Here is a 19988-nt window from a genome sequence, read left to right on the forward strand (position 1 = left end):
TGCTCAGTGCGCGGCTCGGTGTGCGTGGGTTGCGGCTTCATCGAGTTGGCCGTTGCCGTCAATCACTACGCCGTATTCAAGGCGCGCGCCGTCAATCGAGACCAAGCCGTTGCGCACATCGGCTAGAACCGTGGCCAGCGGACGACGTAGTGGGTCGCCATAGCCACCACCGCCCGGGTTGACGTTGATTACGCGCTCACCTGGTTGTGCGGTCAGCAGAGTGTTCTGGATGTAATGGTCTTCCTCACCGTCGACATGTCTATGGATCAAGCGGCCGAGCTTGGGCTCGAGCAGAACATTCTTCGCCCCTGCCGCACCGGCGGTAGGCAGCTGCCGGCCCTCACCGAAACCGACCACGGTCATGGCGTGCTTCAGCGGCTCGAGCTCCAGGCGAGTACCAGAGCCACCGCGGAATTCACCGGCGCCACCACTGTCGGTCATCAGGCTGTAGCGGTGTATCAGTACCGGATAGGAGTACTCAAGCAGTTCGATATCGCCGGACGTCAGCGCGCCGAAGCAGCACAGCGGGCCGCAAGCAGGCCAACCATCCATAGCCTTGTTAGCGCCAGCGCCGGAGATGACCGAGGCCAGCACCATGGTCACATATTCATCGTTGTTGTTGCGTGGGTCGTGCCCAGCGATATTGATCCCGCTGGCATGCCCCCAGGAGGCGGTCACACGCTCCGGAGCCGCCTGTTCAAGGGCCAGACGCACGGCATCGGCGAGGGTTTCCATCGGAGTAGTGGTGCAGTTGACGTGCGGTGCCGGCTCCTGGGCGTTGCACAGAGTACCGGACGGGCCAAGGTCTACACTCACGCAGCGATAGAGGCCTTCATTGTAGGGCGGTGGCACCTGGGCGAACATCATCAGTCCGAGGTAAACCCCGGAGATCGAATTGCCCGCGTAGGAGTTGATGAAGTAAGGCACCTGCGGCGGGCTCTCTATCAGAACGTGCGCCTCGTCGCCGCGAATTTCCACCTGGGCAGTGATCGACAATTCTCCCAGACCATGACCGGAGTCTTCGAGAATGGCAGTGCCGCTGTAGAAACCGTCTGGCACATCACGCAACAATGCGCGCATATGACGGTCTGCCATATCTTTCAGCTCGGTAATGCACGCTCGGACCTGGTCGACGCCATAGCGATCGAGCAACTCGATCAGGTGACGCTCGCCCACGCTGCAAGCACCGTACTGGGCATTCAGATCGCCTTCTTGATAGGCGCGGGCGCGCATGTTGGTCAGCAGCAGGTTGATTACGTCTTCCCGGCGCTGGCCCTGGGCCCACAACTTGACAGGCGGGATGCGCAGGCCCTCTGCGTAGATTTCTTTTGCGTCCGGGTTGTAGCCGGCCGGTACCGGGCCGCCAATATCGGTCAGGTGGCCCTTGCAGACCGTCCAGAACACCAGCTCGCCCTTATAGAACACCGGTTTGTACATGCAGCAGTCGAGGATATGACTGCCCATGTAGGCTGGATCGTTATGATAAATAACATCGCCCTCGGCAATCTCATCACCGAAGAAGCCAGCAACGCATTTCATCGCTGGGATAAGCGAACCGAGATGAATAGGAAGGTCCTGGCCTTGCAGGATCATTTCCGGGAGGTGATCGAAGAGTGCGTTGGAATAGTCGTGGGCGAGGTTGAACACGCTCGAGCGACTGGTCTTTTCCAGCGTCAGGGTCATTTCTCGCTGGGCTGTTTCGAGCGCACCGCGCACGACTGCCAGGGTGATCGGGTCTACTATGTTCATGGGTCACCACAAATCTTGTTTTTGTCTGGGGAGGCGTGACGGATGTCTTGCCCACATCGCTAAGCTACGCGCGGGCCTAGCGGCTGGCTTGTCTTCAAGCGCACCGTTTTTTGGCCTGAAGTGAACTGTTTCTACTGGTGCATCTACTCAAGATCTAATGCCGGGAGGCCGGAACGCTGCGATCGGGTAGGAGGCGGCCTCACGGCCGCCGTCCTCCCACACCACCGTGCGTACGGTTCCGTACACGGCGGTTCAGGCCATGCGGTTAAGCCGATTGATCGTATCCAGTATCGAGACCAGTCAAAGTCTGTCCCATAGCTTCTTCGGCAGCGCCTGATTCATATGCGGCGCTCCTGAGTTCCACCACGGGCCTCGGCCATTGAAGGCCGACTTGCAGGCACGCTCCTCGCTCAATCCCAGGCGCATCAGGTTGCGCGCCCTCGTAGAGGGCTGCTTCCATTGCCGCCAGATGACACAGCGAAGTTTGTGCCTGACCCAGCCATCCAGCTCTTCCAGTGGACGCTTGCTCTGGCTGAGCTTGAAGTAGCCTGCCCAGCCTCGCAGCACCGGGTTTACCCGCTCGATGACATTCGCCATCTTGTGGCCCCGCACCCCTCGCAGCAGTTCCCTGAGACGGTCGCGCACACGGCGCAGGCTCATGGTTGCCACTCGCAGTCTAGGCTGCGAGTGCCAACTCATCCCATACCCCAGGTAGTCGCATTTCCACGACCCAGCCACGCGACTCTTGTCCCGATTCAGTCTCAGTTTCAGACGGTGATTCAGGAACCGCTCGACACTGGCCAGCACTCGTTCGCCAGCACGCGGACTACGGACATAAATGTTCGCGTCATCGGCATAGCGCACGAAGCGATGGCCTCGCCGCTCCAACTCACGGTCGAGTTCATCGAGCAGGATGTTCGACAGCAGCGGCGAAAGCGGGCCGCCTTGCGGCGCCCCCTCCTGCCGATGGCTGACAACCCCGCCCGACATGACGCCCGCTTCGAGGTAACGGCGGATGAGTCTGAGCACCTGTTTGTCTTCGACATGGCGCTCAACACAGAACATCAGGATGTCGTGGTTGACCCGATCAAAGAACTTCTCCAGATCGAGTTCCACGCAACACCTATGACCCGCCGCCACATGGGTGCGGGCCATCTCGACAGCCTGGTGAGCGCTTCTGCCCGGACGGAAGCCGTAGCTATAGTCCGAGAACAGCGGATCGAAGATCGGCGTGAGCTGTTGCAGCAGGGCTTGCTGGATCAGGCGATCCACGACACTGGGAATGCCCAGTTGCCGCATACCGCCCTGCGGTTTGGGAATTTCGACCGCCCGCACTGCCTGGGGATGGTATTCACCTGCCAGCAGCCTGACCTTCAGGATGGGCCAATACTGTTTCACGTAGCCTGCCAAGTCGGCGACCGTCATGCCATCGGCACCCGGCGCCCCCTTGTTGCTGACCACGCGCTGATACGCACGCTTGAGATTGAGCGGCGCAAGCACCCGCTCCATCAGCGTGTCCGGCTCCGCGTTCATCCACGTCACCGACGCCGCCGATACCTCTGCGCTGTCAGGCGTCATCCTCGGCCTCTGGCCGGGACTCGGGGTGACAGTCTTCTCTTGGAGAAATTTCTGCATTTCGGTTATCGACGAGACGCTGACGCCTACTGGCGGCATGACCTGTTCGGCCCTTGATGGCGTGGTTGACCGCCACTTACTACGGCCTCGGCTGACTTCTGCACGCCCATCCCGTCGCCTCTCGACAATCGGTAGCACAATGGCAAGCGTACAGATCTCCCAGGGTAATTCGCGCGACCTTCCTGCTTATGCCTGTCGGATCTACGTCGCAGCGTTCCGTGCAAGTATCGGGCTTTGGCGATTATGGCCACCTCACCCCGCTGCGCCGCCTCATCCGCTTCCTGTTCGTCAGGCCAGCATTTTGTCTCGGGCTTCCTTCAGATTCGCAGTCGCCCGCGACACCCTTGCCTTCAGCTAACACTTCCCCTTGCCGGGTGTGTAGAGGACTTTCACCTCCAAGTCGCCAGGCTCACCACCACAGTGAACCCGACAGCGCCAGTCACGGCGCTACGCGCCATGCCTGGCGCACCATAAAAAAACGCCAGCACATGGCTGGCGAAAATAGGAGCGTGAGTGGTTGCTAGGGGCGCTTATTGCCTCAGAAGTAGTAACCGATATTGGTATACAACTGGTTTTCCCAGCGTTCGCTACCGCCGGCGCCCAGGCTCTGGGTGTAGCTACCGCCACCGATGTAGGGATCGTGCTTGCCGTGCAACCACTCGACGGCGATCCATAGGTCTTTCAGCGAGAAAGATGTGCCAAGGATGAAGCGCTGGGAATCCTCGAAGCTGGACTCATCCTTGTCGAACAGGCTGTAGTTACCGTAAACCTTGACACCAGAGAGCCACCCGAGTGAGCCAGGAATGTCATAGCTGAGGTCGGCTACATAGAGGTTACCCTTGGCGGCAACGTTAAAGGTGCCGTCGAAGCTGCCGAAGCTAACCAGCTTGTCTCTGCCGGGATTCTCCGGGCTCATGTCCTGGCGAGTGGCTTGCAGTTGCACGCCCCAGGGGCCATTCTTGCCCGAGTAGTGGACTGCTAGGGCATTTCGGCGGCCGCTATCACGACTGTCCTGGTTCTGCAGCGTCGAGGTCAATGCCGAGGCGCCGATCTCCGACTGCCAGCTCCCAAGCTTTAGGTTGCGGGCCAGACGCCCGACTAAGATGTCGCGCTCGTGGTTATCGCTGCCGTCGACGACGTAGTCATCTGCCGTAGCAACACTGGTTGCATAGGTCCGCCCGCCGCGGCTTGTACCTTGACCCTGATCAGCCGGGCTTAGGTAGTAAGCGAGTTGGAAGTTCCAGTCATCCTGCTGCTGGATGTATTTAACACCAAGGTTCGCAATGTCTTCCAGGCCGATCACGCTGCCCAAGGTCAAGAAGAAAGTGCTGCCGGCATAGGGCAGCAGGCCGAACGGAATCTTGTTTAGTCCCACCTGAATCTGACGCGACTCATCGAACTTGTAGCCGATCCATGCATATTCGGCGAAGGCGATGTCACCGATCTTGTCGGTATAGTCGAAAGGGTAAGCGTCGCCATAGAAACGGTATTTAGCCGCGCCGATCCAACTATCGGAGTTGTAGGTAGCGGTGAGAAAGGCAGTATCGAAACTCAGCTTCTCGATATCCCGGTCGGGGTCGTAGTCGATACGCGCACGCACGGCGCCGCCAATGTCCAAGTTGTCATTGATAGCCACCGCACCTGCGGGTAGCGCGAGCGATGCCAACAATGGAAGTAATATGAGAGTTGCTTGTGGGTGCAGGTTGATCATTTTCATGAATTGGCTCTTAGCATTGTTAGTCTTTTTTTCAGCTACGCAGCACTAAGCCGCTGCGGTGTTGCGGCTTAGTTTTGGATCGGGTTTGGTAGCTGCAGCAAGTTGCCGGAGCCGAATACATCGGCCCGGTGGGCGCCGATATTGGTTTCAGCTGCAGCTGGTGCGGACAAACCAGCTGCGTTTGGCGCTGTTGAGTAGCAGCCAGTAGCTGGCGAACGCGCAGACAAAGGTCACCGGCGCTGAGAAGGTCGCCAGCGTTGCTCCGCCGAAATTCAGCAGCACTATCCCCAGGCCAGCGGCAAAGAACCAGGCGATCAAGCCGCACGGGTTGAAGGCGTTGACTCGTTCGAGAGCGAATTCAATATTGCCCTCGAACAGCTGGGTATATTTCGGCGAGAAAATATGCGCCAAAGCGATCGCTACCCAAGCCACTACAAAGATGCTCTGGTATGCCAGGGCTTGCAGAATGTAGCTGAACACATTGAGCAACATCATTGTGTAGACCACGATGCCAACTACTACGGCCCATGCCATATAAGGCACAGCCGCCAAGCCAAAACGGCCGAAGAACGCATGCATGTTGCTAGCGGCCATGAAGAAATTTGCGGTATTGATACGGGTCTGGCTGACCCAAACGAACAACAACCCCCAGATACCCATCAGCTCGACAATGGCCAGCACCACCGAGACCTCAGACAGGCCGCCCTCTGCGGGAATGGTGGCGGCGAGAAAGATGCCGACCAGACCGTTAATAAGAAAGGTGAAGATATAGAATGGTAGGCCGAAGTTAAATTTAGCGTGGTAGCTGGCGTCCTGCTTACGACCGAAGCGTGCGTAGTCCCAGGTGTACATCATGAGAATCCACACTCCCATGAAATAGGTGAAACAGTCCCACCAGCCATTACTTACTGGCCCGCTCTCAGGCCCCATTTCCAACCAGGCAGAACTGTAGCCGTATTCACCGACGGCCATCGCTACTACGGCAATCAGACCAATCAGGTAGAGCGGCAGCAGCACGCCATTGAACTTATCCAGCCAGGTCTGCACGCTACCGAACACCAGTGGCACGCTGTATAGCACCACTATTAGGTAGGCTTGATTGAGCGTGATGTCGGACACGTAGTGTTGGATAGCAATGGCGATCACCGAGCCTTCAAACACGCTGTAGTAGATCGCCGTGGCGAAGAAAATCAGGGTGGCCAGTGCTGCGCCGGCGCGTCCGAATAGCACCCGGGAGAAGAGTGCGACCGATAATCCGGTCTTAATGGCGTAGCGGGCAATGACCCCGTTGATGGCCGCATAAGTTACGACCGACAAGAGTAAGCCGATTATGGCATTCATCGTACCAAAGCTCATTGCCAGGGTGGCGGACACCACCAGCCAAAACATAGCACTGCAGATGGCCCACCAAGCCATCGTCAGTGAGCCTTTGCTCATGCGGTGTTCTTCCGGAACCGCGACGGTGCTGTAGTCGATACTATCGACCTGTTTTTTGATGTTTCCGGCCATGGCTCTTCTCTTGTTTTTGTAATGAGTGGAGTCATGATCATAAGTACTTCAGGCGGGCGACCACTTGCTGCTGAGCGCACTCTCTTTTGTCATACCTGAAGCTTCTTGCTCTCTGGAAGATGGCCCACCCAGACGAAACTCCTCCAGCGGAAAGCGATGAGAAAATCTCTCAGGCTGTCCAAGTCAGAATAAAAGACCTCAATGACGCTATGGCTTACATCTCTTTCCGAGAGAGCGTTATTAGCGAGCGAGTCACCTAACAACACCTACACTCAGCGTGATAGCCAGACAGACAACATAGCGCTTAAACGTTTCAAGCCAGTAGGACTACAAGCAAAGCACTCAATGACGGGCTCGAGGCCGATTCAATCTCGGCACAACCACCCTAAGCCAGCAACCAGCACTACATGCTACAAGAAGTCAAAACCGGGTACAAAACCGGGTACAAAGAATAACGAAAACAACCAGAATGCCTAAGCTCAAACGCTCAAGCATCAGACTTACCGCATAACGTGTAAGTCAAAAAATTGTCTTTCCCGCACGTCAACTCTATGTTTCAAATGCATTAGCCCTGAAACCCGCACGCCACTTGAGTATGCACGCATAGCACAATTCTATAGGTATTGCAACACATTCCTTTAGGGCTTCAGATCACTTGCTGCAACTGCGGCACGACCTCGAACAAGTCACCCACTAGACCGTAATCCGCCACCTGAAAAATCGGCGCCTCTTCGTCCTTGTTGATTGCCACGATGACCTTGGAGTCTTTCATCCCGGCCAGGTGCTGGATGGCACCGCTGATGCCGACGGCGATGTACAGCTGCGGCGCGACGATCTTGCCGGTCTGGCCAACCTGCATGTCGTTGGGCACGAAACCGGCGTCGACCGCAGCGCGCGAAGCACCGACGGCGGCGCCGAGCTTGTCGGCCAGGGCATACAGGTGCTTGAAGTTGTCGCCGTTCTGCATGCCGCGACCGCCGGAGACGACGATCTTGGCCGCGGTCAGTTCCGGACGATCGGACTTGGCCAGCGCCTCAAAGACGAAGGCCGAGATGCCGGCGTCGCCGCCAACGGCCACGGCTTCCACGACAGCACTGCCGCCTTCGCCGGCCACCGGATCGAAACCGGTGGCACGCACGGTGATCACCTTCACCGCCGCCGAAGACTGCACGGTGGCGATGGCGTTACCGGCGTAGATCGGCCGCTTGAAAGTGTCGGCGCTTTCCACGGCGATGATTTCGGAGATCTGGTCGACGTCCAGCTGGGCGGCGACGCGCGGCAGGATGTTCTTGCCGTTGCTGGTGGCGGCGGCGAGGATGTGGCTGTAACCCTTGCCCCCTGCTTCTTGAACAAGAGCAGCTACCAGCGGCGCAACGTTTTCCGGCAGCTGATGGGCGAAGGCGGCGTTGTCGGCCACCAGCACCTTGGCCACGCCGGCGAGCTTGGCAGCCGCTTCGGCGGCGGCGCCACAGGCGGCACCGGCAACCAGGAGGTGGATGTCGCCACCGATCTTCTGCGCAGCGGCCACGGTGTTGAGAGTGGCCGGCGCCAGGGCGGCATTGGTGTGTTCAGCGATAACCAGGATAGTCATTTAGATTACCTTCGCCTCGTTCTTCAGTTTCTCGACCAGTTCCGCCACCGACTTGACCTTGATGCCGGCCTGGCGGGCAGCCGGCGCTTCGACTTTCAGGGTCTTCACGGTGGACGCGGTGGCAACGCCCAGGGCGTCCGGGGTGAGCACCTCCAGCGGCTTCTTCTTGGCCTTCATGATGTTCGGCAAGGAGGCGTAGCGCGGCTCGTTCAGACGCAGGTCGGTGGTGACGATCGCCGGCAGGTTCAACGCCACGGTCTGCAGGCCGCCGTCGATCTCGCGGGTCACGTTGACCTTGTCGCCCGCCACTTCGACCTTGGAGGCGAAGGTGCCTTGGCCGAAGCCGGTCAGCGCGCCGAGCATCTGGCCGGTCTGGTTGTTGTCGCTGTCGATGGCCTGCTTGCCGAGGATCACCAGCTGCGGCTGCTCCTTGTCGACCACGGCCTTGAGCAGCTTGGCCACGGCCAGGGAGTTCAGCTCGTCAGCACCCTCTTCCTTGACAGCCTCGACCAGGATGGCGCGGTCGGCACCGAGGGCCAAAGCAGTACGCAGCTGCTCTTGCGCCGCCGTCGGGCCGATCGACACCACGACGATTTCACTGGCAACGCCCTTCTCTTTCAGGCGTACGGCTTCTTCCACGGCGATTTCGCAGAAGGGGTTCATCGACATCTTAACGTTGGCGAGATCGACGCCGCTGTTGTCCGCCTTGACGCGAACCTTGACGTTGTAATCGACCACACGCTTGATCGCTACGAGGACTTTCATAAAGGCTCCATGGGAAAAATTGCCCCGGCAAGCTGGCTGGCCGGGGCATGGCAGGTTCAGCGTTCACCAAGCTGTTCGATGATGCCTTGTGCCTTCAACTCGGCCAGGCGCTCATCATCGAGACCCAACTGGCGCTTGAGCACCTCATCGGTATGCTCACCCAGCATCGGCGCGGGGCGCAGGTACTCGACCGGTGTGCGAGACAACTTGATCGGACTGCCGACCGTGACGAAGTCGGCTTTCAAGGGATGGGGAATGTTGACCAGCATGTTGCGCGCCAGTATCTGTGGTTCGTCCAGCGCCTGGGCAATGCTGTTGATGGCCCCTACCGGTACGCCCTGCGGGTGAATGCGCCCTACCCACTCATCGGCGAGCCCTCCGAGAAAGTGACGCGACAGGATGGCAACGATCTCCTCGCGGTTGCTGACTCGGTCGGCGTTGCGCGCGAAACGCGGATCTTTCGGCAGCTCTGGCAGGCCGATGGCGTCGCACAGTGCGACGAACTGTGAGTCGTTGCCGCAGGCAATGATGAAGTCGCGATCACTGGCGCGAAACACCTGGTACGGCACAATGTTGGCGTGGGCGTTGCCATAACGCCCGGGCGGCTTGCCGGAAGCCAGATAGTTCTGGCTCTGGTTGCACAGTGTGGCGACCTGAACATCCAGCAACGCCATATCGATATGTTGACCAAGCCCGGTCTTTTCTCGGCTGAGCAGCGCAGCTTGGATAGCCACCGTCGAGTACAGGCCGGTCATCAGGTCCGCGAAGGCAACGCCTACCTTTTGCGGGCCGCCACCGGGCAGATCGTCGCGCTCGCCGGTGATGCTCATCATTCCACCCATACCCTGAATGATGAAGTCGTAACCCGGTTCTGCGGCGCGCGGCCCGGTCTGGCCGAAACCCGTCACCGAGCAATACACCAGGCGTGGATTGAGCGCAGCGAGGCTAGCGTAATCCAGCCCGTACTTGGCCAAGGAACCGGCCTTGTAGTTCTCGATCAGTACGTCGCAACTGGTAGCCAGGGCCCGCACCATTTCCTGCCCCTCGGGGCTGGCGATGTTTAGCGCCACCGACAACTTGCCGCGATTGGTGGACTGGTAATAAGAAGCCTCGCCGGTGGACTCGGCGTTCTGCCCCTTCATCCATGGCGGCCCCCAGCCACGGGTGTCATCACCCGCGCCCGGCCGTTCGATTTTGATCACTTCGGCACCCAGATCGGCCAGAGTTTGGCCGCACCAGGGACCAGCCAGAATGCGGCTCAAGTCGAGCACGCGATACCCAGTCAAAGCACCCATTTCATTTCACCTTTGCTTGCGCGCACTTACACACGCTCCATCACCATGGCGAGGCCTTGGCCCACGCCGATGCATAGGCTCACCACAGCGTAGCGTTTGCCGCTCTGTTGCAGCGCGCGAGCGGTGCTCAGGGCCAGGCGCGCACCGGATGCACCTAATGGGTGGCCGACGGCGATGGCGCCACCGTGTGGGTTTACCCGCGGGTCGTTGAACGCAACACCCAGACCTTTCAGGCAGCCCAGCACCTGGCTGGCGAACGCTTCGTTGATCTCGATAATGTCCATATCCGCCAGGCTGAGCTGCGCGCGAGCCAATGCCTTATGAATAGCCTCCACCGGGCCGACGCCCATAATGCGCGGGGCCACACCCACGGCGGCGGCCGACAGAATGCGCGCCATCGGAACCAAGCCGTGCCGTTCGCCCGCCGCGGCCGAGCCAATCAGCAATGCCGCCGCGCCATCGTTGACGCCTGATGCGTTGCCGGCGGTAACCACACCACCTTCGGAGAGAGGATTCAGGCGAGCCAAAGCGATCAGGTCCGATTGCGGGCGCGGGTGCTCGTCCTGCTCCACCACATTGGGTGGCGTCTTGCGCCCGGTGGGCACGCTGACCGCGAGCAGTTCTTCCTGAAAGAAACCTGCGCTACGTGCGGCTTCATAACGGGCCTGAGAGCCGGCAGCAAAGACGTCGGCCTCAGCACGGGAGATGCCGTACTCCTGAGCCACGTTATCGCCCGTTTGCGGCATGCTGTCGTTGCCAAACTCGGCGACGATCTTCGGGTTGGGAAAACGGGCGCCAATGGTACTGTCGAACACCGTCAGTTCGCGGCTATAGGCCGCTTCTGCTTTAGCCATGACAAAGGGTGCACGGGACATACTCTCCACCCCGCCGGCGACAAACAGTTCGCCTTCGTTACAGGTCACTGCGCGGGCGGCATCGATCACCGCCGCCAGACCACTGGCGCACAGGCGGTTAACTGTCTGCCCAGGTACGGTCACGGGCAAGCCTGCAAGCAGTGCGGCGTGACGCGCGATGTTGCGGCTGTCCTCCCCTGCCTGGTTGGTATTGCCCAGAATCACGTCCTCGATGGCTTCGCCAGGGATGGCGTGGCGAGCGAGCAATTCGTGGATCACATGGGCGGCGAGGTCGTCTGGGCGTACCGAAGCGAGTGCGCCGCCGTGGCGGCCAAATGGCGTGCGCAGTCCCGCGAAGATGTAGGCGTCGAGCATGGGAAAATCCTAGCGTTGAGGTTCAGTCGGGAGTGGTTCGTTGTGACGCAATGAAAGGCCCAAGGCGGCCCGTCGCCGCAGCCAGGGACCCGGCCGATAACGGGGATCGCCCGTCAGTTCGGTCATGCGTTCAAGAGTGGTGAGCAAACGCTTGGGCCCGACACTATCGCCCCAGGCCAGCGGACCTTGCGGATAACCAAGACCACGGCGCACGCCTTCATCCAGGTCATCGACACTGGCGATACGCTGCTGAACGATATCGCCCGCCAGGTTGACGATCATGGCCAGTACCCTTTGGGCCACAAAGCCGACACTGTCATTGATCACACTGACGCCCACGCCATCGCGGCCCAACAGCGCATGGGCGGCATCGCGCATGTCGGCATGGGTAGCGGGATTTAGCATCAGCGTGCGGTAGCGGGCGATATCCAGCAGCGGGTCGATGCACACCGTGCGCTCAGGATCGGTGCCAAACAGGCCGACGGCGCCGGTGGCATCCAGACCGTAAGGTGCCAGCAAACACAGGGCCTCGCTGCTTGGGACCGTGCCCTCTTCGACCCGCGCGCCCACCTGCTGAAGAAGCTCGGTGAAACGTGCACGATCCTCGGGGTTTTCAGTGCCAAGCCAAACCGGCGGAAATGCTTCCAGCGCAGGTACTGCCTGTGCGGCGGGTGGATCGATCATCTGGCCGTCGGCGTATCGGTAAAACCCACGCCCGACCTTGCGCCCGACGTAGCCGGCATCCAGCATCTGGCGTGTTAGCGCTGCAGGCCGATACCGCGGTTCCTGGTAGAACTGGTTGTAGATCGACTCAATGACTGGATGGGAAACATCAAGAGCCGTCAGATCAAACAGCTCCAAGGGCCCCATGCGAAAACCCAGACCCTCGCGCAGGATACGGTCTACCTCGGCGGGTTCGGCTACGCCTTCCTTGAGAATTTGCAAAGCCTCAGTGCTATATGCACGGCCGGCGTGATTGATGATGAACCCTGGTGTGTCCTTCGCCCGAATACCCCTATGCCCCATGCGGGCAGCCAGGGCTCGGAGGCTGTCGCCTACCTGCGGGTCAGTCGCCAGACCATCGATGACTTCCACCACTTTCATCAGCGGCACAGGGTTAAAAAAATGAAAGCCAGCGATGCGTTGGGGAAGTCGGCAATTGCGAGCAATGCTGGTGACGGAGAGCGATGAGGTGTTGGTAGCCAGAATGCAGTCATCGGCAACCACGGCTTCCAACTCGGCGAGCAAGCCCTGCTTGGCGTCGAGGCGCTCGATAATGGCTTCCACTACCAGGTCGACGTCGCTCAGTTCCGTAAGGGCGCTCGCCACTTGCACGCGGGAGAGCGTGGCCAGCGCATCGGCGTTGGCAATCTTGCCTTTGTCGACCAGCTTGTCCAACGTGCCTTTCAAGCTTTCGCGGGCGCCCTGCGCAGCGCCTTCGCGACTATCAAACAGCGTGACGCGAATGCCCGCCTGAGCGGCGATCTGAGCAATACCTGTACCCATGACTCCGGCGCCAACAACCGCCATCCGGTTAATTTCACGTGTCATCGCTCATTCTCCTGAGAAGATCGCTTTGCGTTTTTCCAGGAAGGCTTGAGCGCCCTCTTTCTGGTCGCTCGAATCGAATAGCAATTGGAAGGCCTTGCGCTCCAACACCAGCGCGCTCTCCAGCGGCAGGTCAGCACCGGCCAGCATCACTTCTTTGATCTGCGCGACGGCTAGCGGCGGCAAGGCGGCGATTTCAGTGGCCAGCTCTAGTGCACGGACAATGGTCTGCTCGTCGCCCACCACTTCACTCAGCATGCCCATGGCCAAGGCTTGCTGGGCCGAGACCAAGCACCCGGTAAGGGCAATGCGCATTGCCTGGAACTTGCCGACCGCGCGGATCAGACGCTGAGTACCGCCGGCGCCCGGCATCAGGCCGAGTTTGACTTCTGGCTGGCCAAAGCGCGCCGACTCGCCGGCGACGATGATGTCGCAGTGCATGGCCAGCTCACAGCCGCCGCCAAGGGCGAAACCATTCACTGCAGCGATGACCGGCTTGGGGCAGCGGGAGATGGCTTCCCACAGCAGCTCGGTATGGCGCAGGTACATTTCAATCGGGCGCGCTTGGGCAAACTCGCGGATATCGGCTCCGGCCACAAAACAGGTGTCACCGCCGGTAAGTACAATCGCCCGCACCTGCCCATTGCGAGCCAGTGCCCGAAAGTGCTCGGCGAGTTGTTCACGCACCGCGCTATTGAGCGCGTTCTTGGCTTCTGGCCGGTCGATGCGTACGACGGCAACGCCGTCTTCTCGAATTTCCAGGTTCACTACAGATTCAGGTTCGTGACTCATACCCACCTCTAAACACGTTTCGCTATACGAAATTGCATTTCGTATTTACGAGATATCATAGGTAGGGTCGCGAATTCATGTAAATCAGAAATCTGAACTATTTTATTATTTCTTTATTAATCAATATATTATCTATCTAAAAATGAGCGTTTTGCATTTCATCTCGGCTCAAATATAATTTCGCCTGACGAAACGTACTTTTATTTGCTTGCAATTTCCAAAAATGAGGTTCTACCATGGCACGCAACAAAGCGGATCAGCAGAAGGCTGAGAGCAGCACTGGAGCGGATGAAATCGCTTTACTGAAGATGGGCATGCTCGACCCGGCCAGTGCGTCGAGTGAGGACGAAACCAGCGGCCAGTTCGTGACTGCGCTGGCACGTGGGCTGGAGCTGATGCGGTGCTTTACCCCGCGCGACAACGTGCTGGGCAATCAGGAACTGGCGCGGATGACCGGGCTACCCAAGCCGACCGTGACGCGCTTGACCAACACCCTGATGCGCCTTGGCTGCCTCAAGCGTGAGGTGCACTCGGGCAAGTACCAGCTGGATGTCGGTGTGCTGGGGTTCGGCTACGCCATGCTGTCGAATCTGTCGATTCGCTCGGTGGCGCACCCGCTGATGGAAGAGCTGGCCAATCACGCTCAAGCCGCAGTGGCAATGGCGGCCCGGGATCGCCTGCAGATGGTTTACCTGGACGTCGTTCAGGGCCAAGGCAATACCACGATGCGGCGGCAGATCGGCAGCTACTTGCCACTGGCGCAAAGCTCGGCGGGACGCGCATGCCTGGCGGCGATGCCAGAGAGCGAGCGAGAGTTTCTCCTCGACCACATGCGCCAACGCGAAGCAGCACAGTGGCCGGTGATCCGCAAGGGCCTGGATCGCGCGTTTCGCGATTACACCGATTACGGCTTTTGCCTATCGATCGGCGAGTGGCACCGCGACGTCAACTCAGTCGCCGTGCCGCTGTTACACCCGCAGTTCGGGTTACTGACCTTCAACTGCGGTGGACCGAGCTTCCAGCTTCCACGGGACAAGCTCACTGACGATATCGGGCCTCGCCTGATCAACATGGTTAACAACATCGGCGCCGCCGCTCGGTAACCCTTCAGGGTGACGGTGCACCGTACTACATCGGCCCACTTCCGGGCCCAGAGGAGCGCACATGATCCGTGATACCGAAACCCTGCAGATTCTGCTGGATTCTCTTCGCCAGTTCGTCGGTGAGGTACTGATTCCTCGGGAAAACGAGGTGGCTGAAACGGATGCGATCCCTAAGGACATCGTCGATCAGATGCGCGAGATGGGCCTGTTCGGGTTAACGATTCCGGAAGCCTATGGCGGCCTGGGCGTGACTATGGAGGAAGAGGTAAACATCGCCTTCGAGTTGGGTCGCACCTCACCGGCTTTCCGTTCCTACATCGGCACCAACAACGGCATTGGCTCAATCGGCATTTTGCTTGACGGTACAGAGGAGCAGCGCAACCAGTACCTGCCGCAACTGGCAAGCGGCGAGCTGCTCAGCTCGTTCTGCCTGACCGAGCCAGATGCCGGCTCCGATGCGGGCTCGTTGAAAACCAATGCTGTGCGTGACGCTGACAGCTACATCCTCAACGGTACCAAACGTTACATCACCAACGCGCCACACGCGGGCATTTACACGGTGATGGCCCGTACCAACCCGGAAATCAAAGGCGCCTCCGGTATCAGCGCCTTTATCGTTGAGCGCGGCACACCCGGCGTGTCGCTGGGCAAGACGGACCACAAGATGGGCCACAAAGGCGCCCATACCTGCGACGTGATCTTTGAAAATGCGCGAGTGCCCGCCAGCCAGTTGATAGGCGGCGTCGAAGGCGTTGGTTTCAAGACCGCGATGAAGGTGCTGGATAAGGGCCGCCTGCATATCGCTGCACTGAGTGTCGGCGCAGCCGAACGCATGCTGGACGATGCCCTGCACTATGCGCTGGACCGCAAACAGTTCGGCCAGCCCATCGCGGAGTTCCAACTGATCCAGGCGATGCTGGCTGATAGCAAAGCCGAAATCTACGCGGCCCGCTGCATGGTGCTGGATGCCGCGCGCAAGCGCGACGAGGGCAAGAACGTCAGTACCGAAGCCTCCTGCGCGAAGATGTTCTCCACCGAGATGTGCGGTCGTGTCGCCGACCGCTGCGTGCAGATCCACGGTGGCGCCGGCTACGTCAGCGAGTACGCCATTGAGCGCTTCTACCGTGACGTGCGGCTGTTCCGTATCTACGAAGGCACCACACAGATTCAGCAGGTGGTTATCGCCCGTAACATGATCCGCGAAGCGCAGCGGTGACACGGCACCTGCTCTGACACCAGTTGGGCTCCAGTCGCGCCGAGACTCAATAGCGCCACATCCTGGCTTCAAGGTAGTTGTTCGACATGAGTGCGTGTTCCACTGGTGTGGTCCCGAAAGCCTCAGCCTGCGAGCTTCCCGTCAACCTACCCCCAGATGAACTGCGGGGTAGCTGCACGAAACTGGAATTCCAACTACGCCACAGTAGGTCGCACAGCACAGTGCAGGCGCTGCCAGCGGCAACGATGAGGCTATAGGGAAAAGTCGAGCTGGCAATACCAGCAAGATTCACCTGGCGGTGGACGCCCACGGCTTGCCCATCGAGTTTGAAATCACAGGTGGCCAAATCAATGACTGCACTCAGGCACCCGCGTTGATTTCCAAGCTCCCGGCGGCAGAAACCATCGTCGCGGATAAGGGCTATGACAGCGAGAGAATCCGGGAGCAGGTTGAGCTACAAGGGGCCAAGGCCGTGATCCCGAGAAAGCGTAACTCCGTGAAAGGCAACGCGGATCTGGACAGAGGTCTTTACCGCAATCGGCACCTGGTGGAAAACGCCTTTGCCCGGCTGAAGCATTACCGGGCGGTGGCATCTCGATTCGACAAGCTCAAGAGAAATTACGAGAGCGTGGTGGCCATGGCCTGTGCCTTCCTATGGCTACCCATGTGAAATGGCAACAGCCCCTAGCGGTACTTAGCAACTGTTGATCGCCGGTGCGCCGGTAAATGGCGGGCTGATTGGAGAAATAATTTCTACATATAGGCGATTTACAGCGTGTTTATCGCCTTCTGTATCTCTCCTATTCTCTCTCGACTGCTCTGCTGCATTGATTGGCTGAGCCCGGACTGACCGCATGGTTAGCCCTAATCGCGCTAAACCCAACCTGAATAGAGGATCACTCCATGCCCGTTGTACGAGTCAGCTGGTTCGAAGGAAAAGACCACGCCGCGAAGGAAGCTGTCGCTGCAGAAATCACCCAGAGCATCGTGAAAAACACCGGTACCGATGCCAATTACATCTACGTCATTTTTGAAGACGTGGCGCCATCGGATTGGGCCGGTGCAGGCAAGCTGTTCGGCGACGATCCGAAGAAGACCTAAGGTCATTCGGCGTTAATGGCCAGTGGGCTGCAAGGAGTGTTACATCTTCTTTGCAGCCCGGGCTTGGCTCTTTTGTGCTGGGTAGCCGGACTCCCAGTCGACCTGCTCAAACTGTTCGACCAGAAAATTGATAAATGCCCGCACCTTGGATGCCAGGTGTTTGCGGGTTGGGTAGACGGCATAAATACCCAGTTCTACCGAGCGATACTCCGGTAGCAACTCCACCAGATCACCCCGCCGAAGATCCTCACTTACCATAAAGCTTGGCTGCAGCAAAATGCCGCCAGCAGTCAACGCAATAGATCGGCATGTATCACCGTTATTGCAGCGAATGACCGAACGCGTGTTGACCTTATGCTCGCCATCGGGCCCGGTAAAACTCCATTCGTTCCCACTGGAAAAGTTGCTATAGGCAATCACCCGGTGCTCGGCCAGGTCTTGCGGCACTTCTACTGGTGCATGGCTTTTGATGTAGCTCGGGGCTGCACACAGGCGCATCCGCGTGCTGGCAAACCGGCGCCCCACCAGTGAAGAGCTTTCCAACCGGGCGATGCGCACCGCGACGTCATACCCCTCCTCCACCAAATCGACCTGGCGATCGTTCAGGCTGATATCCAGCTCAATCTTCGGGTTTTGCTCCAAAAAGGCAGTCCACAGCGGCGCCAGGTGCAACACACCAAAACTCACCGGCGCATTGACCCGCAGCACGCCGGCAGGCTCATGGTTGCCCGAAGAAACAGCGCTTTCCGCCTCCCCCATCAACGCCAGCACTTCCCGCGCTTGCTGGTAGAAAACCCGTCCTTCTTCGGTCAGTGATAAGCGTCGCGTGGTGCGTTGCAGCAGGCGTACGCCCAGGCGTTCCTCCAGCGCATTTACATGCCTGGAAACGGCGGCCTTGGACATTTCCAGCGCATCGACGGCACCGACAAAGCTGCCCTTGTCGACCACGGCGCAAAACACCTGCATCTCCAACGCGCGATCCATTATTGCCTCACTTATCGGAACTATAAGTCACATTAAATCATGTTTATCTCGTAAATCGAATCTTTAAACTGGATCCCATCACACACAGCACGAGGCAAAAGACATGAACATTACCCTTATCGGTACCGGCAACATGGGCTCGGCTTTCGCTCAACAGTTGTCCCAGTTTGGACACCATGTTCGTATCACCGGCCGTGATCTGGACAAGGCGCACGCCCTCGCCGCGCAGCATCAAAACGTCGAAGCATTCGCCGCTGATCAGGCCCTTGGCCAGAACGAAGTGGTGATCGTCGCCACTGCTTACCAGGACGCCTTAACCGCGCTGAAAAGTCTGGGCAGTCTCGAAGGCAAAGTGGTCATCGACATCACCAACCCGCTGACAGCCGACTACATGGGTCTGACCATCGGCCACAGCACCAGTGCAGCGGAGGAAATCGCCAAGGCGCTGCCAGGTGTGGAGCTGGTCAAGGGCTTCAACACCCTGTTCGCCCAAGTGCTGGCCAGCGGTCCCACATTTGCCAACGAGCAGCAAGGCAGCGTGTTCCTGGCCAGCGATAGCGCACGAGCCAAACAAACCGCCGTTGCTCTTGCGCAAAGCCTGGGTTGGAAAACCGTGGATGCCGGCGGTTTGGTAAACGCGCGTTATCTGGAAGCGTTGGCCGGGTTGAACATCTACCTCGGCTATGGCGCAGGGCTCGGCACGCAGATCGCGCCGGTCTGGCTCAATCGTTAATTCCCACTTACCCAATGCCTGGCGCCACGGCCGAAACAGCTGTGGCCCCGGGCAACCCACACTCCCCGTATTGGAAAACACCCATGACCGCCGCTAGCCGCACCCTCCCCTATGCCGCCCTGGTACTACGCCTAATCCTTGGCGTGATGTTTCTCGCTCATGGCCTGACCAAGCTGCTGGTGTTCACCCCGGCCGGCACAGCAGGTTTCTTTGAGTCCGTTGGCTTCTCCGGCTTTCTTGCCTATCCGGTCATTGCCTTTGAAGTGGTCGGCGGCCTGTTCCTGATCCTTGGTGTACTCGCTCGCTGGGTAGCGGCCCTAGCCACCGTGCAACTGCTGGTGGCAGCAAGCGTGCACTTCGGTAATGGCTGGAGCTTCACCAACGCCAATGGTGGCTGGGAATACCCGGTCTTTCTGGCATTCACTGCACTGGCCTTGGCGCTGCTGGATGACGGAGCCTTCGCCTTGAAACGTTCAGCACGTAACTAACCGCTCGCTGCTTTCGGCCAGGTTGCCTTTGCCGGGTTCTCGCCAAACTTGGCAAGGGTAAAATCCAGAAAGCTTTTCAGCCTTGGTGTCATGCCCCGGTCCGGCGTACGCAGCACATGAAAGGGTCGAGTGGGCATGGGATATCGAGGCAGTTGGACGATCTATCCGCTTGGCTTTCAAGTCTTAAATAAACAAGGTAATCCCCCGGCTTAGCCGAGGGACTCCTTGAGGTTGACCGTGTGATGCGGTCATCAGGAACCTTCTATCTCGACCAAGAGATAGGGGTACCCAATGAGAGATTACCAAAGCCTTGCTCACACGAAGTGGGACTGTAAGTACCACGTTGTATTCATCCCGAAGAGGCGTAAGAAGGCGATCTTCGGAGCGATCCGCAAGCACCTGGGGGGAGGTGCTACATGAGTTGGCGAGGCAGCGTGAGTGCCGGATCGTGGAGGGTCACTTGATGCCAGAGCCGAGCCCGAACGATAATTTCAAGATGGAGCCGGACTAATGCGACGCGTCGTTCAGCCGAC

At 59.0% G+C, this 19988-nt stretch carries 15 protein-coding genes and 3 pseudogenes; 7 read left to right on the top strand and 11 right to left on the bottom strand.

Annotation, left to right across the window (positions count from 1 at the left end; translation table 11 throughout):
• Positions 1–3 precede the first annotated feature (3 nt).
• From RHM69_RS05260 to RHM69_RS05305, 10 genes are all read right to left on the bottom strand, one after another.
• The gene (locus RHM69_RS05260) at positions 4–1749 is read right to left on the bottom strand and encodes a hydantoinase B/oxoprolinase family protein (RefSeq protein ID WP_033902868.1); all 1746 of its coding nucleotides are present in this window, start codon (positions 1747–1749) and stop codon (positions 4–6) included.
• 300 nt (positions 1750–2049) lie between these two features.
• Positions 2050–3423 (bottom strand): group II intron reverse transcriptase/maturase, encoded by a 1374-nt coding sequence (gene ltrA / locus RHM69_RS05265; RefSeq protein ID WP_049950174.1) that lies wholly within the window; start codon positions 3421–3423, stop codon positions 2050–2052.
• A gap of 499 nt (positions 3424–3922) precedes the next feature.
• Positions 3923–5095 (bottom strand): porin, encoded by a 1173-nt coding sequence (locus tag RHM69_RS05270; RefSeq protein WP_031637015.1) that lies wholly within the window; start codon positions 5093–5095, stop codon positions 3923–3925.
• 153 nt (positions 5096–5248) lie between these two features.
• A complete protein-coding gene (locus RHM69_RS05275) occupies positions 5249–6610 on the bottom strand; it encodes a purine-cytosine permease family protein (RefSeq protein ID WP_033902867.1) in 1362 nt (453 codons plus the stop codon).
• Positions 6611–7256: 646 nt separating this feature from the next.
• On the bottom strand, positions 7257–8201 hold the full coding sequence (locus RHM69_RS05280; RefSeq protein ID WP_023662939.1) for an electron transfer flavoprotein subunit alpha/FixB family protein: 945 nt from the start codon (positions 8199–8201) through the stop codon (positions 7257–7259).
• Positions 8202–8966 carry an electron transfer flavoprotein subunit beta/FixA family protein gene (locus tag RHM69_RS05285; protein WP_023048095.1) on the bottom strand — a complete coding sequence of 255 codons (765 nt, stop codon included), beginning with the start codon at positions 8964–8966 and terminating at the stop codon, positions 8202–8204.
• 56 nt (positions 8967–9022) lie between these two features.
• The gene (locus RHM69_RS05290; protein WP_023048094.1) at positions 9023–10261 is read right to left on the bottom strand and encodes a CaiB/BaiF CoA transferase family protein; all 1239 of its coding nucleotides are present in this window, start codon (positions 10259–10261) and stop codon (positions 9023–9025) included.
• Between the two features lie 26 nt (positions 10262–10287).
• Entirely contained in the window at positions 10288–11490 is a 1203-nt protein-coding gene (locus RHM69_RS05295; protein ID WP_023048093.1) for a 3-oxoadipyl-CoA thiolase, read from the bottom strand.
• A 9-nt stretch (positions 11491–11499) separates the two neighbouring features.
• Positions 11500–13041, bottom strand: a complete 1542-nt coding sequence (locus RHM69_RS05300) for a 3-hydroxyacyl-CoA dehydrogenase (RefSeq protein WP_023048092.1) — start codon at positions 13039–13041, stop codon at positions 11500–11502.
• Positions 13042–13044: 3 nt separating this feature from the next.
• Positions 13045–13830, bottom strand: coding sequence for an enoyl-CoA hydratase (locus RHM69_RS05305; RefSeq protein WP_023628973.1), 786 nt, complete (start codon positions 13828–13830; stop codon positions 13045–13047).
• 236 nt (positions 13831–14066) lie between these two features.
• Between RHM69_RS05305 and RHM69_RS05310 the strand changes: the two genes are divergently transcribed.
• The 4 genes and pseudogenes from RHM69_RS05310 (at position 14067) to RHM69_RS05325 (ending at position 17250) form a co-directional block, all read left to right on the top strand.
• Entirely contained in the window at positions 14067–14933 is an 867-nt protein-coding gene (locus RHM69_RS05310; protein ID WP_023048090.1) for an IclR family transcriptional regulator, read from the top strand.
• Positions 14934–14994: 61 nt separating this feature from the next.
• Entirely contained in the window at positions 14995–16149 is a 1155-nt protein-coding gene (locus tag RHM69_RS05315; RefSeq protein WP_023048089.1) for an acyl-CoA dehydrogenase family protein, read from the top strand.
• Positions 16150–16363: 214 nt separating this feature from the next.
• Positions 16364–16819: pseudogene (locus RHM69_RS05320) on the top strand (IS5 family transposase); the annotation flags it as partial.
• 233 nt (positions 16820–17052) lie between these two features.
• Positions 17053–17250 carry a tautomerase family protein gene (locus tag RHM69_RS05325; RefSeq protein ID WP_023048087.1) on the top strand — a complete coding sequence of 66 codons (198 nt, stop codon included), beginning with the start codon at positions 17053–17055 and terminating at the stop codon, positions 17248–17250.
• Between the two features lie 39 nt (positions 17251–17289).
• Here the strand turns inward: RHM69_RS05325 and RHM69_RS05330 are convergent, their stop codons facing one another.
• The gene (locus RHM69_RS05330) at positions 17290–18234 is read right to left on the bottom strand and encodes a LysR family transcriptional regulator (RefSeq protein ID WP_023048086.1); all 945 of its coding nucleotides are present in this window, start codon (positions 18232–18234) and stop codon (positions 17290–17292) included.
• An 88-nt stretch (positions 18235–18322) separates the two neighbouring features.
• Between RHM69_RS05330 and RHM69_RS05335 the strand changes: the two are divergent.
• From RHM69_RS05335 to RHM69_RS05345, 3 genes and pseudogenes are all read left to right on the top strand, one after another.
• Positions 18323–18967 (top strand): annotated as a pseudogene (locus RHM69_RS05335) (NADPH-dependent F420 reductase); the annotation flags it as partial.
• Positions 18968–19050: 83 nt separating this feature from the next.
• The gene (locus tag RHM69_RS05340) at positions 19051–19455 is read left to right on the top strand and encodes a DoxX family protein (protein WP_023048084.1); all 405 of its coding nucleotides are present in this window, start codon (positions 19051–19053) and stop codon (positions 19453–19455) included.
• Positions 19456–19746: 291 nt separating this feature from the next.
• Positions 19747–19921 (top strand): annotated as a pseudogene (locus tag RHM69_RS05345) (transposase); the annotation flags it as partial.
• Between the last annotated feature and the right edge of the window lie 67 nt (positions 19922–19988).

This window comes from Pseudomonas sp. CCI1.1 (assembly GCF_034348165.1).
Taxonomy (GTDB): Bacteria; Pseudomonadota; Gammaproteobacteria; order Pseudomonadales; family Pseudomonadaceae; genus Aquipseudomonas; species Aquipseudomonas paracarnis.